Consider the following 13,000-nt stretch of genomic DNA (forward strand, 5'->3'; position numbering starts at 1 on the left):
GAAAGCCCAAAACTCCGGGCAAAAAAAAAGGTTCTTCACGGATTACCGGGAAAGACGCTCTTGATCTTCATGAAAAAGAATTCGCTATCCCGGCAACCGTACGCCATCCGCTTGATGACCTTTATTCGATTGTTTATGCCTTCCAGCTGCCCCGTGTGCATCGGCCAGCGAACACGGCTGACGATGCCCCGCCAGTAACCCTTTAGTCGTTTTGCAAACTGGATCAGCGCCGGTATTCCGCTTTCATGAGCATGGCGCAGCCATTGCTTCCAGGCTGATCGCCAGCCCCAGGCGGTACTCGGCGTCCAGAGCGTTTTGAGTTCAGCCTTCATCAAATAGACCGTCATCAACGCTTGGTTGGCCGCCAGCAGATCCTCCAAACGGACCTGTTGCGCCGGCGTTTTCAGGTTCTCCGGGTTGCGCAGAAGCAGCCATCGCGCTTGCTTGATGACCTTTCGTGCAGGCTTGTCATGACGTAGCCGATTAGCTTCGTCGACGCGGACCCGATCAATCACCTCTCTTCCATATTTGGCCACCACATGGAAGAGGTCGTAGACCACTCGCGCTTTTGGGCAGTGCTGACGAACCTCCAGGTCAAAGGCAGTGTTCATGTCCATCGCCACCGCTTCTATTCGAGCGCAACCCTCTGGCCCCAGCTCTTCGAAGAACGGCCTGATCGCTGCACGGCTGCGGCCTTCGCCAATCCACAGCACTCGCCGGGTATCGGCGTCCAGCACAACGCTGGCGTAACGATGACCTTTGAACAGCGCGAATTCGTCCATTACCAAGCGCCGTGGCTGCGCCTTTGGCAAAACACTCAACGCCGCTTGCAAGGCTCGACGCTCCAGCAACCGAACGGTGTCCCAATGCAGCCCAAACAGTTGAGCCACGTGCAGCGTGGGAAGGCGCTCGCAGGCTTGAATGACGGCCTCAGCCAGGCGGCGCGTCATGCGGGCATAGCGATCCAGCCAACTGACGGCCTCCATACGTTTACCGCAATCACGGCAGCCCACACGTCTGAGCAACACACTGAGACGCACCGCACGGCCGAGGATGGGTAAATCACGAACGGTTCGCTCGCAATACTCATGAGTGGTTGAACAGGGCTTTTGGCACCCGCCACAGGAGGGGAACCGGGTGGCATGAGGGGTTAGATCGATTTGTAGCGTATCGCCATCAGGCTTGATGGTGACAACAGAAAAGCCCTCCCAAAAAGGAAGGAAAGTATTAATATCGCGCATAAGAACGCCGGTTTGTTAGATGTGTTTGCTCGCACGAACATCATCAATCAAATCGGCGTTCTTGTTTCTGTGTTTCCCGGGATTCCGTGAAGAACCAAAAAAAAGGGGAGCACATGCCCCCCCGAGGTTTAAAACGGTCTATCGACGCTGGTAACTCAGCCTTCGATCTCGATCAGTATCTCGCCCGGGTTCACCCGATCGCCCTTGGCCACGTGGATGGCGGTGACTTTACCGGCGATGGCCGACTGGACTTCGGTTTCCATCTTCATCGCTTCGGTGATCAGCACGGCTTGGCCGGCTTTCACAGTGTCGCCTTCCTTGACGAGCACATCGACGATGTTGCCCGGCATGGTGGTACTGACGTGGCCGGGTGCAGTGGCTTGCTTGCGTTTGCTGCTACCGCCGCTGACGAATTCGTTAAGTGGTTCGAAGACCACTTCTTCCGGCATGCCGTCGATGGACAGATAGAAGTGGCGCTTGCCTTCCGACTTGACGCCGACACCGGTGATGTCGACGCGGTAGGTTTCGCCGTGAACGTCGATGACAAACTCGGTCGGTACGCCTTCGCCGCCGGCCGACGCCACGCCGCCCGCTTCCGGAATCGGCAGCAACACTTCTGGCGTGAGGGTGCCGGCTGCGCGCTCTTCGAGGAACTTGCGGCCAATGTCCGGGAACATGGCGTAGGTCAGCACGTCTTCTTCAGACTTGGCCACGGCGCCGATTTCGGCACGCAACTTGGTCATTTCCGGCTTGAGCAGGTCAGCTGGACGGACGTCGATCACTTCTTCGCTGCCGATCGCCTGACGACGCAGTTTTTCGTTCACGGTGCCCGGCGCTTTGCCATAGCCGCCTTGCAGGTAGAGCTTCACTTCGTTGGTGATGGTCTTGTAGCGTTCGCCGGCCAGCACGTTGAAGAACGCCTGGGTGCCGACGATCTGCGAAGTCGGGGTCACCAGCGGCGGGAAGCCGAGGTCTTCGCGAACGCGCGGAATTTCCGCCAACACTTCGCTCATGCGGTTCAGCGCGCCCTGCTCTTTCAACTGGTTGGCCAGGTTGGAAATCATCCCGCCCGGTACCTGGTTGACTTGAACGCGGGTATCAACGGCGGTGAACTCGCTTTCGAACTGGTGGTACTTCTTGCGCACGGCGTAGAAGTACAGACCGATTTCCTGCAACAGCTCCAGATTCAGGCCGGTGTCATATTCGCTGCCTTTAAGGGCGGCGACCATTGATTCGGTGCCTGGGTGGCTAGTGCCGGAAGCGAAACTGGAGATCGCGGTGTCAATGTGATCGGCACCGTTTTCGATGGCCTTGAGTTGGCACATGGTGGCCATGCCAGCAGTGTCGTGCGAGTGAATGAACACAGGCAGCGACTGCTCGGATTTCAATGCCTTGACCAGTTCGCCAGTGGCGTACGGGGTCAACAGGCCGGCCATGTCCTTGATCGCCACGGAGTCGCAACCCATGGCTTCCATTTGCTTGGCTTGCGCCACGAACGCGTCAATGGTGTGCACTGGGCTGGTGGTGTAAGCGATAGTGCCTTGAGCGTGTTTGCCGGCTGCTTTTACGGCTTCGATGGCAACTCGCAGGTTACGCACGTCGTTCATCGCGTCGAAGATGCGGAACACGTCGATGCCGTTGACCGCAGCCTTGGCGACGAACGCTTTGACCACGTCGTCGCTGTAGTGGCGGTAACCCAGCAGGTTCTGGCCACGCAGGAGCATTTGCAGACGCGTGTTAGGCAAGGCTGCGCGCAGTTGGCGCAGGCGCTCCCATGGGTCTTCTTTCAGGAAGCGGACGCAGGCGTCGAAGGTTGCGCCGCCCCAGCATTCCAGCGACCAGTAGCCGACTTTGTCGAGCTTGTCGCAGATCGGCAGCATGTCTTCGGTGCGCATGCGGGTGGCGAGCAGCGATTGGTGGGCGTCGCGCAGGATTGTGTCGGTAACGTGGATTTGTTTGCTCATTGTTCTATTCCTCACAGGCCTGCGTGGGCGGCGATGGCGGCGGCGATGGCCAGGGCCAGCTCTTCGGGTTTGCGCTTGATCGAGTAGTTGGTCAGTTCAGGGTGGCTTTCAACGAAGCTGGTGTTGAACTGGCCGCTACGGAATTCGGGGTTACGCAGGATTTCCTGGTAGTACGCGGCGGTGGTCTTGACCCCTTGCAGACGCATGTCGTCCAGAGCTCGCAAGCCACGGTCCATCGCCTCTTCCCAGGTCAGCGCCCAGACCACCAGTTTCAAGCACATGGAATCGTAGAACGGCGGAATAGTGTAACCGGTGTAGATCGCCGTATCGGTGCGCACGCCGGGGCCGCCGGGGGCGTAGTACCGGGTGATCTTGCCGAAGCTCGGCAGGAAGTTGTTTTTCGGGTCTTCGGCGTTGATCCGGAACTGCAGCGCGAAACCGCGGTGCTGGATGTCTTCCTGTTTCACCGAAAGCGGCAGGCCGGACGCGATGCGAATTTGCTCGCGAACAATGTCGATGCCGGTGATTTCTTCGGTGATGGTGTGTTCCACCTGGACCCGGGTGTTCATCTCCATGAAGTACACCTCGCCCTCGGCGAGCAGGAACTCCACGGTGCCGGCGTTCTCGTAACCCACAGCCTTGGCCGCACGCACCGACAGGTCGCCGATGTAGGCGCGCTGTTCCGGGGTCAGTTGTGGGCTCGGAGCGATCTCGATCAGCTTCTGGTTGCGACGCTGGATCGAGCAATCCCGCTCGAACAAGTGCACCACGTTGCCAAAGCTGTCACCGAGAATCTGCGCTTCGATGTGTTTCGGATTGACGATGCATTTTTCCAGGAACACTTCCGCCGAACCGAAAGCCTTGGTGGCTTCGGAAATGACCCGTGGAAAGGCTTGTTCGAGTTCTTCGCGACTGTTGCAGCGACGAATGCCACGGCCGCCGCCACCGGAGGTGGCCTTGAGCATCACCGGATAACCGATGCGGTCGCCTTCGGTCAGGGCTTCTTCAATGCCCGACACGTTGCCTTCGGTGCCCGGGGTGACCGGTACGCCAGCCTTGATCATGCTGCGGCGCGCTTCGGTCTTGTCGCCCATGCGGCGAATCACTTCAGCCGATGGACCTATGAATTTGATACCGCGTTCGGCGCAGATGTCTGCCAGCTCGGCGTTTTCCGAAAGGAAGCCGTAGCCGGGGTGCAACGCATCGCAACCGGTTTCCACCGCCAGGTTCACCAGCTTGCGCGGGTTCAGGTAGCCGGCCAGAGGCTCGGCACCGATGCTGTGGGCCTCGTCCGCACGCTTCACGTGCAAGGCATGCCGATCGGCGTCGGAATAGATCGCGACCGAGCGAATGCCCATCTCGGCGCAGGCACGCACGATTCGTACGGCAATTTCACCACGGTTGGCGATCAGGATCTTTTTTATCACTTGGAGGTTCCCTTGAGCCGGTGGCACCCACGACCTGTCAGACCAGGTCGGCGCGTGACCAAATGTTTCAATTCAGTCGCAGCTCCACACTAGCCTTCGCAAGGGATTAACAAAAATGAATAATAATTGGGTCATGCATAAGTAAAGACTTATAGTTGAGTCATCGCTCTTCGCTCAGGATGCACAAAAAATGCGTAAGTCATTGATGCGTATGACATTGCGTCAATTGCAGATCTTCAATGAGGTGTGCGACTTAAGGTCCTACAGCCGCGCGGCCGACGAAATGTCTCTCACCCAACCTGCCGTGAGCCTACAGATTCGTCAACTCGAAGAGCTGATCGGCCAACCTTTATTCGATTACGTCGGCAAAAAACTCTACATGACCGAGGCGGCCGAAGCATTGCAGCGCGCCAGCCGAGACATTTTCGGGCGCCTGGAAAACCTCGATATGCAACTGTCGGACATGCAAGGCTCATTGCAGGGTCAGCTGAAACTGGCGGTGGAATCCAGCGCCAAGTATTTCGTGCCGCACCTGTTTGCCGCCTTCAAGCGTCAGCACCCGGAGGTGAATCTGCAACTGACGGTGGTCAACCGTGGGCAGGTGATCCGGCGTCTCTCCGATAACCGCGACGATCTGGTGATCATGTCCATGGTGCCGCAGGACATGGGGCTGGAGTTCTTGCCATTTCTCAACAACCCGATTGTCGCTGTAGCACCACCGGATCATCCGCTGTGCCACATGGGCCCACTGCGCTTACAGGATCTGGAGCCCTACACACTGCTATTGCGCGAATCCGGCTCTGGTACGCGATTGGCGTGCGAGGAGTATTTCAAAGAAAAGCGCGTGCACTTCAACCAGACACAAGAGGTCTCATCGGCCGAAGCCCAGCGTGAATGTGTGCTAGCGGGTCTGGGCCTGGCGCTGTTGACGCGCCATGCCCTGAACCTTGAATTGGCAACCGGCGGATTGATTGAGTTGCCCGTCGAAGAGCTGCCGCTGTACCGCAGCTGGTGCCTGGTACAAGCCAAAGCCAAACGGCTGTCACCCGTGGCACACGCGTTCCTTGCGTTTATCCGCAGCGAGCGGATACAAATCAGCGCCCTGGTTGAGCGCTTCGACGGGAAGTTGCGGGAGTTGCCTGCCAGTAATTGAGTTCCAGGCCGTCAGGAAATTCGCCAATTTCCGCCATAAGCTGACGGCGTTCGCTGCGATCTTCGATGGCGCGGCGAAATTCCATGCGGCGCTGATCTTCTTGCTGACGACGGGTTTTGACGGCGCTATTGCGTTCTTCGTAGGGCTGAACCATTTCGAGTCTCCCAAGGCGAGTACGGGAGTTTCAAGATAGGCGCGAGGGATGACGGTTTGGCGGCGAAGGGATGACAGTGAGATGAAATGTAGCGAATTTGATGACGCCTTCGCGGGCAAGCCTTGCCTCTACAGATTGGTCTAAAAAAACTGGACCGCTACAGGCTTGCCCGCGAAGGCAATCTCAAGGCAAGGAATCAATCGTCCAGCGCTTTCACCGATTTTGGTGACAGCCTCAAGCTGCGCAGGCTGCGCTTGACGCTTTTGAGGTGATTGACGAGACTCGGCCCGCGAGCCATGGCCACGCCCATCGCCAGCACGTCGATCACCACCAGGTGGGCAATACGCGACGTCAACGGCGTATAAATTTCGGTGTCTTCGTGTACATCGATCGCCAGATTGACAGTCGACAACTCAGCCAACGGTGTCTGGCTCGGGCACAAAGTGATCAATGTAGCGCCGCTTTCACGCACCAGATTGGCCGTGATCAACAGGTCCTTGGAACGCCCCGACTGGGAAATACAGATCGCCACGTCGGTTGGCTTCAGGGTCACCGCCGACATCGCCTGCATGTGCGGATCGGAATACGCCGCAGCGGTCAGCAGCAAACGGAAGAATTTGTGCTGGGCATCCGCCGCTACCGCACCGGACGCGCCGAAGCCATAGAACTCCACGCGCTGGGCTTGGGACATCGCCGTCACGGCTTTCTGCAACGCCATCGGATCAAGTTTCTCGCGAACCTCCATTAGCGTATGCAGGGTGGTGTCGAAGATTTTCAGGCTGTAATCGGCGACCGAATCGTCTTCATGGATCGCGAACTGCCCGAAACTCGCGCCGGCCGCCAGGCTCTGCGCGAGTTTCAGCTTCAAATCCTGAAACCCGGAGCAACCGATGGCGCGGCAAAACCGTACGATGGTCGGCTCGCTGATGCCCACGCTGTGAGCCAGGTCGGCCATGGAACTGTGCATCACCGCCGCAGGGTCAAGCAGCACGTGGTCGGCGACCTTGAGCTCCGACTTGCGTAATAGGTGGCGTGACTGGGCGATGTGTTGCAGCAGATTCAAAGGGGCGGACTCTTTGTTATTGGCAGGTGCCGGGGGTGTAGCACGCTTGTAGTTATACTACATGAATCGGCATTTTGCCTGCTCAATGCGTAACAAGATCCCGCTATTTCAGGCACACGCGCTGCATGTAGCCCTACGGTCAAGGTCTGCTCGAACCTACGCCGTAGAAGCTATTGACAAGCCCATACCTCTCAACCCTGCCCCTCCCAGCCCAAGGCCAAGGCCAAGGCCAAGACCCAACTCTGGCCAGGCAACGCGACGCACAATTTTACAAATCCAATATATATGTACCGCAAAGCAGCCAACTGCTGCTCATAAACTGGAGGGGCACTCGCGGTAATCAACCACCAAAATATTAAGAATGATCACGGAAGATCAAATGAACATCAAACACAGTTGCGGCATCGCCATCTTACTTTTAATAGCAGCATTCCATCAAAATTCAACAGCTGAAATATATAACTGGAAAGCGTGGTATCTTCGCCATCAACCAACGCAGCATAACTCTCCAGACATCGCGTGCCAAGCGTTCCATAAAGAGCTCAGCATTGAATATGATCATATATTGGGCTACCACCCAGCCATACCCCATGAAACTTATGATTGGAAATGGTTATGCAGAATAGATTATATAGCTGACGAGATAGCCGAAGAAGACGGCGGGCCGGATCCCGGTACTTTTACTCAGGAAATACTCCTTACTGGAGATTCATGCAAAGAAAATCAATCACTTAACAAGCTGACAGGAATGTGTGAAATTGAGAGTATAGATAATAGTTGCCCATCAAACATCGTCGGAAATCCGATTGATTTTCTGACTGGCCATAAAGTTGAATTGGAAACTGATTTTCCTATCTCAAAAAAAATACGCAAACCCAACGAAATTGAATTTTCACGCAGCTACAGCAGCAAAAACGGTACATGGGCTCACAACTATGCATCCCGCATGTTCTTCGATGAGTCCTCTATATCGATTGCTCTTGCCAATGGAAAAACATCGATATTTCATAAAGTTGGGGACAACTATCAACCGAAAAAACCAACTGGCGAATCCCTGACAAAAGGGGAATCCCAATGGACGTATCAGTCACCAGAAAATCATTATTACACCTTTAATGAAAATGGCAGAATTTCTGAAATCCGGAAATTTGGTGCACTACAAAACATCAAATATGACGAAAGCCATATTACGGTCACCGATAGCTACGGCACTACAATAAAATTTACAGAAGACACTAAGAAACAGCCTCTGAGTTTCTCATCCGAAGATATTCAGATCGAATATGGTTATGATGACTATCGACAACTCAAGACCGTATCGAGAGCGTTTTTCAGAAAGTCAGATAAAAAAATGTTTTTCTACCAAGATCCTCGGGACGGAAGGTTACTAACATCGATGACTGACGAGCGTGGCGTCACCTATGCATCATGGAGTTACGACGATCACGGCCGCGCCATCTCAAGCGAACACTCTAACGGAGCGGAAAAAACAAATATCACATACAACCCCGACGAGTCAGTCACTGTTACGAATGCTCTCGGTAAAATTACAAATTACAAATTTGGTTTTTTCCAAGGTATCAAGCGCATCACCTCGATTGATGGTGAACCAACGGTTAATTGCCCAAGTAGCAACTCTACCTTTATTTATGACGAACGCGGCCTGCTTAAGTCGAAGACTGATAGCAATGGAAACATCACAACGTATACCCACAATGATCGTGGTTTAGAAACCTCCCGCACCGAAGCCAGCGGAACAACCGACTCGAGAACCATCACCACCGAATGGCATCCGACTCTTTCCCTTCCTGTACGCGTCACCCAACCAAACCGTTCAATTCAATACACCTACGACGCTGAAGGACGACAACTTACTCAGTCTATTACTGCACTCTGACTCAGAAGGATCTGATCATGAACATACTTATATTGAGGGTAGGTCTTTTAACACTTGCTCTAGGTGGAACAATTATTACCGCTCCATTTTTGCAAGCTGCGGAGCGCGGCTGGTCGTTCGCCTACAACGCTAAGGGCCTGCTTGCTACCTCGGATGGCCCCCGCACCGATGTGAACGACATTACTCGCTATGAATACGACACCAAAGGAAATCTGACGCGTGTGATCAATGCGCTCGGACATATCACTGCGCTTTCGAATTTCGACGTCATGGGTAATCCGCAAACGATTGTTGACCCCAATGGGGTCATCACAAACCTGACCTTTGCCCCACAAGGCTGGTTAACGTCAGTAAGTACTGCCGATAACACTACGCGCTTCGAACACAATGCTGTCGGCGACATTACCAAGCTGACTCGCGGCGATGGTAGCTGGTTAGCTTACATTTGGGACGACGCAAGGCGGCTCATTCGCATTACTAATAGTTTGGAGGAAAAAGCCGAATTTGATCTCGACCCAATGGGTAACCGTATTGCAATACGGTTCAAAGCTGTCACAGGTAGTTTGACGAAACAACACCAGTGGGTATATGACGAACTCGGTCGCTTACTGCACTCTGTGGGAGCTGCTGGCCAGACCAGTCGCACGCAGTACGACCTGAACAACAATCCAACCACTATTACCAACCCTCGCAATGACAACCATACAAGAGCCTATGATCCGCTCGATCGGTTAGTGAAGAACACGAACCCACTAAATAACGCGACTCATTTTGAATACGACGCTCAAGACAACCTCACGCAAGTTCGTGACTCACGCGGAGTGATCACTCAATATAAGTACGATGGCTTAGGCAATTTGACACAGTTGGACAGTTCCGACAGTGGTACCAGTAAATTTGAATATGATGCCGCGGGTAACATCACACAAAAGACCGACGCGCGAGGCGTAATTACGTCACTCACCTACGATGCTCTTAATCGTTTGACCGCTCGACGTTATCCGGCAAACCCGAAGCTTAATATCCGGTTCCATTACGATTCGATTGCCGCAAGCAACAAAGGTATCGGCAGACTGACTGCAGTGGAAGATATCAATGGCACGCTGAATTATGTCTATGACATACAAGGAAACCTCGTAGCCCAACTGCATACGCCGTTAGTGAATGAAGTCACTCAATCTGACAATCTTGGCTACGGCTACGATCGAGCAAATCGACTCAATCGGATCGATTACCCGACCGGGTTCAGCATCCACTACCTACGCAATTCCGCTGGTCAGGTCAGTCACGTGCAAATCCGGCGTGGCGTTGATGAGCCGACCACCTTCGTGCGAGACCTTGCTTATCTACCCTTCGGCCCGCTCAAAAGCCTGACCTGGAACAACGGGACTACGCTTCAACGTACCTACGATCTGGACTATCGGCTAACTGCACAAACAGTCGCCGGCAGGAACAGCACTTATGCCTACGATGCCACCGGAAACATCACCAAAATACAAAGCAGTTCACTCGGTGATCTGAACTACAGCTATGACGCGCTCGATCGCCTGACAGAAGAAGAAAATGCCAAGCGACAGCAAACCTTTACTTATGACGCGGTGGGTAACCGCACCAACAAAACACTTATTCCTCAGATCGAAGGCAAGGTGCAAGACAGTACAGTCACGACCTACCAGTATGGCGCCAGTAACAATCGATTGATCAAAATAGGCGACCAATTGGTGACCACCGATGCGGCCGGTAACCTGATCAAAGACCGCGCCAATCGCCAATTCTCGTACGACGAGCAAAATCGCCTGAGCAGCGTGAAGATTGACGGGATGATCCGGGCTCAGTTTCGCTATAACGCTCTAGGTCAACGCATCCAGAAAATCACTCCACAAGGCGTTACCACATTTCTCTATGGGTTTGATGGTGAATTGCTGGGCGAAACTCTGTTGGACAGCCACGGCATGAAGCTTACGAGTCAGTTTTATATCTGGCTTGAAGGTATGCCATTGGGCGGTGTGAGCGTGAATTACGATACGACAGGCGCACTTGCCAGCAGCGCCCTGTTCTATCTTCATAGCGACCACCTCAATACACCGTGCATCGGAACGAATGCCGCTCAGGAAATTGTGTGGGAATGGAAACCCGACGCCTTTGGTATAGGGAAAGCCAGTGGTTCCTTGACTCTAAACCTCCGCTTCCCTGGTCAGTACTATGACGTTGAGACTGAGTTGCACTATAACTACTTTAGGGATTACGACCCGGAGACAGGGCGGTATGTGGAAAGTGACCCGATTGGGCTGAGTGGAGGACTAAATACCTATGGGTATGTTGAGGGAAATCCGATTAGCTTTATTGACCCATACGGCCTCGCCAAACCCGATCTTGGTAGTGGTGTGGAATCACACAATGGTGGCAAGGAACATGTTCACTGGGGAGATAAGTCCGATCCGCGGAAGAATGCGGTAAATAAGGATGGATCAATACGACACGGTAAAGAACCGCCACAACAAATAAAAAATAAGATAAACAATAAGTTCAACTGGAATCTAAAAATCCCTTTAATACTAATCCCCCTCTCTCCTGAATTTTTGGAAAGAATAAATCCATACCGCCTCCCTGATCCAATGGAGGGCGTGCCTAGAGAGTGTTAGAATTCATATCAAGCGTAAATTACCTAATAATCAAAGAGAAATAAAAAATGATTTACATTGAAGAAAATAGCTTCGCGAGACAGATACAGTTGATCTCTGAGTTTGTGAATCAGGAACCCTTTGAGCTAGTGATCTGGCTGTATCCAGAGTCGAGCATCGACCGCATAATTGGCGAAAATATTTGTGCATCAACCATTGTCAATGCAGTTCCAGTTACAACTTACGAGAGTGATGGTGTCGCAAGGTGTACTCAACGACTTCAACTAACCGATATGTTAATAAATAAAATCACGCAAGAAAAAGACTTCATATCGCAAAACTGCGACAGTCTATGCATCTACAGCCCTAAAAGTCCTGAATGGCAAGCATGCACAATAGGTCACGAAGGAATGATCTTGGTTAAAGATACTGCTCTACTTAATAAGTTAAAAGCCCTTGGTTTCAATGCATCACTACATGCACCATCTTGGTGGTGACTCACCAGCACACAAAATATAATACATAGAGCGCTACGGCCTACTTGCCCTCAAGCTGTAGCGTCTCGTCCACAATTCTGCGGCGCGACTCCTCGACGATCTCCCGCCGTCCCTCCACCAACCTTGCCGGGCAGTTACGGCGCGGATCCTGTTAGCAGGAGAGCAAGGGAGATATGACCAAACTGGATCACTGGATCGATCTACAGCTGCAACAGACAGTGCTGTTGGCTTCATCAGCCAACAGCGTATTTGCAAAACCACCAGAGAATGCATATGACCACAATGCACCCAAGCGGATGTGAAAACACCAAGTGGCAAAAATAAAAATGTACGACCTCGACAACAGTAATAGGCAATGATAATGAAAAATATCCAAGTGATAGATAGCGCAATGAACTGCGCCTACGACATATTTTCCGCTACCGAAGAAGAGTTTAAAATTATATTCCCTAGCGATACAAATATTGCCTTTATTGATGAAGTTTATTTAAGAGAGAATGAAACCGAGCTAGACAAGATATTTAGTAATATATGGCGTCGTCCATTCCAGAAGTCGCAAGCCCAAGGTATTCATGGAACTATTTTCTATGAGTTCGATGAAAAGAAGGCCTATTACCCAAATCGAAGAGATGAGGATGCTATAAACCCTGATGGCACCGCTTTAAGGTGAGTAATCGCTTAGTCGAGAACTCAAAACGACGGAGGTAGTAGTATGAATGTCGTTTACATAGTCACACACGGGCATGAGTTGCCAGACGGGCACGACGATATAAAATTTATAGGCATTTATGACTCTCAGGAGTCTGCTGAAGCCGCTGTAAAAAGAGCAAGCCTTAAAGCTGGATTTTCTGAGGCCAAAGATGGCTTTTTTATTGAAGGTTATCAGCTAGGTAAAGATCATTGGACAGAAGGTTTTTTCACCTATCTTCCAGACAAAGACGATCAGTGACATCGTTGGCGGTACTTTGATTACCACTAACACG

At 52.7% G+C, this 13,000-nt stretch carries 12 protein-coding genes; 7 read left to right on the forward strand and 5 right to left on the reverse strand.

Going from position 1 to position 13,000, the window contains the following annotated elements:
* Positions 1 to 35: 35 nt before the first annotated feature.
* The 3 genes from LOY56_RS26490 to LOY56_RS26500 all read right to left on the reverse strand — a co-directional run bounded on the left by LOY56_RS26490 (position 36) and on the right by LOY56_RS26500 (position 4,632).
* Positions 36 to 1,241: an ISL3 family transposase gene (locus LOY56_RS26490; RefSeq protein ID WP_258618365.1), complete on the reverse strand. Its 1,206-nt coding sequence runs from the start codon at positions 1,239 to 1,241 to the stop codon at positions 36 to 38.
* A gap of 155 nt (positions 1,242 to 1,396) precedes the next feature.
* A complete protein-coding gene (gene oadA, locus LOY56_RS26495) occupies positions 1,397 to 3,205 on the reverse strand; it encodes a sodium-extruding oxaloacetate decarboxylase subunit alpha (RefSeq protein ID WP_258618368.1) in 1,809 nt (602 codons plus the stop codon).
* 11 nt (positions 3,206 to 3,216) lie between these two features.
* Positions 3,217 to 4,632 (reverse strand): acetyl-CoA carboxylase biotin carboxylase subunit, encoded by a 1,416-nt coding sequence (locus LOY56_RS26500; RefSeq protein WP_007896523.1) that lies wholly within the window; start codon positions 4,630 to 4,632, stop codon positions 3,217 to 3,219.
* A 190-nt stretch (positions 4,633 to 4,822) separates the two neighbouring features.
* Between LOY56_RS26500 and LOY56_RS26505 the strand changes: the two genes are divergently transcribed.
* The gene (locus LOY56_RS26505; RefSeq protein WP_237885188.1) at positions 4,823 to 5,785 is read left to right on the forward strand and encodes a LysR family transcriptional regulator; all 963 of its coding nucleotides are present in this window, start codon (positions 4,823 to 4,825) and stop codon (positions 5,783 to 5,785) included.
* Here the strand turns inward: LOY56_RS26505 and LOY56_RS26510 are convergent.
* Both LOY56_RS26510 and hexR read right to left on the reverse strand, forming a co-directional pair.
* The gene (locus LOY56_RS26510) at positions 5,727 to 5,939 is read right to left on the reverse strand and encodes a PA3496 family putative envelope integrity protein (RefSeq protein ID WP_258618371.1); all 213 of its coding nucleotides are present in this window, start codon (positions 5,937 to 5,939) and stop codon (positions 5,727 to 5,729) included. The two genes, LOY56_RS26505 and LOY56_RS26510, sit on opposite strands and share 59 nt — an antisense overlap.
* A 196-nt stretch (positions 5,940 to 6,135) precedes the next feature.
* On the reverse strand, positions 6,136 to 7,002 hold the full coding sequence (gene hexR / locus LOY56_RS26515) for a transcriptional regulator HexR (protein ID WP_258618372.1): 867 nt from the start codon (positions 7,000 to 7,002) through the stop codon (positions 6,136 to 6,138).
* A gap of 379 nt (positions 7,003 to 7,381) precedes the next feature.
* Here hexR and LOY56_RS26520 point away from each other — a divergent pair, with 379 nt between their 5' ends.
* The 6 genes from LOY56_RS26520 to LOY56_RS26545 all read left to right on the forward strand — a co-directional run bounded on the left by LOY56_RS26520 (position 7,382) and on the right by LOY56_RS26545 (position 12,966).
* Positions 7,382 to 8,899 carry a DUF6531 domain-containing protein gene (locus tag LOY56_RS26520; RefSeq protein WP_258618373.1) on the forward strand — a complete coding sequence of 506 codons (1,518 nt, stop codon included), beginning with the start codon at positions 7,382 to 7,384 and terminating at the stop codon, positions 8,897 to 8,899.
* 17 nt (positions 8,900 to 8,916) lie between these two features.
* Positions 8,917 to 11,541, forward strand: coding sequence for an RHS repeat-associated core domain-containing protein (locus LOY56_RS26525; RefSeq protein WP_258618375.1), 2,625 nt, complete (start codon positions 8,917 to 8,919; stop codon positions 11,539 to 11,541).
* 47 nt (positions 11,542 to 11,588) lie between these two features.
* Positions 11,589 to 12,017 (forward strand): hypothetical protein, encoded by a 429-nt coding sequence (locus LOY56_RS26530; RefSeq protein WP_258618376.1) that lies wholly within the window; start codon positions 11,589 to 11,591, stop codon positions 12,015 to 12,017.
* 173 nt (positions 12,018 to 12,190) lie between these two features.
* Positions 12,191 to 12,319, forward strand: a complete 129-nt coding sequence (locus LOY56_RS26535; protein WP_258618377.1) for a hypothetical protein — start codon at positions 12,191 to 12,193, stop codon at positions 12,317 to 12,319.
* A 59-nt stretch (positions 12,320 to 12,378) separates the two neighbouring features.
* Positions 12,379 to 12,687, forward strand: coding sequence for a hypothetical protein (locus tag LOY56_RS26540; protein ID WP_258618379.1), 309 nt, complete (start codon positions 12,379 to 12,381; stop codon positions 12,685 to 12,687).
* Between the two features lie 42 nt (positions 12,688 to 12,729).
* The gene (locus tag LOY56_RS26545) at positions 12,730 to 12,966 is read left to right on the forward strand and encodes a hypothetical protein (RefSeq protein WP_258618380.1); all 237 of its coding nucleotides are present in this window, start codon (positions 12,730 to 12,732) and stop codon (positions 12,964 to 12,966) included.
* The last annotated feature ends 34 nt before the right edge of the window (positions 12,967 to 13,000 follow it).

This window comes from Pseudomonas sp. B21-048 (genome assembly GCF_024748615.1).
Classification (GTDB): Bacteria; Pseudomonadota; Gammaproteobacteria; order Pseudomonadales; family Pseudomonadaceae; genus Aquipseudomonas.

What these genes read in the sequence shown, in the direction of transcription:
- LOY56_RS26525 (WP_258618375.1), top strand. Translation starts at nt 8,917, where the DNA reads ATGAACATACTTATATTGAGGGTAGGTCTTTTAACACTTGCTCTAGGT.
- LOY56_RS26530 (WP_258618376.1), top strand. Translation starts at nt 11,589, where the DNA reads ATGATTTACATTGAAGAAAATAGCTTCGCGAGACAGATACAGTTGATC.
- LOY56_RS26545 (WP_258618380.1), top strand. Translation starts at nt 12,730, where the DNA reads ATGAATGTCGTTTACATAGTCACACACGGGCATGAGTTGCCAGACGGG.
- LOY56_RS26505 (WP_237885188.1), top strand. Translation starts at nt 4,823, where the DNA reads ATGCGTAAGTCATTGATGCGTATGACATTGCGTCAATTGCAGATCTTC.
- LOY56_RS26535 (WP_258618377.1), top strand. Translation starts at nt 12,191, where the DNA reads ATGACCAAACTGGATCACTGGATCGATCTACAGCTGCAACAGACAGTG.
- LOY56_RS26510 (WP_258618371.1), bottom strand. Translation starts at nt 5,939, where the DNA reads ATGGTTCAGCCCTACGAAGAACGCAATAGCGCCGTCAAAACCCGTCGT.
- LOY56_RS26540 (WP_258618379.1), top strand. Translation starts at nt 12,379, where the DNA reads ATGAAAAATATCCAAGTGATAGATAGCGCAATGAACTGCGCCTACGAC.
- LOY56_RS26520 (WP_258618373.1), top strand. Translation starts at nt 7,382, where the DNA reads ATGAACATCAAACACAGTTGCGGCATCGCCATCTTACTTTTAATAGCA.
- oadA (WP_258618368.1), bottom strand. Translation starts at nt 3,205, where the DNA reads ATGAGCAAACAAATCCACGTTACCGACACAATCCTGCGCGACGCCCAC.
- LOY56_RS26490 (WP_258618365.1), bottom strand. Translation starts at nt 1,241, where the DNA reads ATGCGCGATATTAATACTTTCCTTCCTTTTTGGGAGGGCTTTTCTGTT.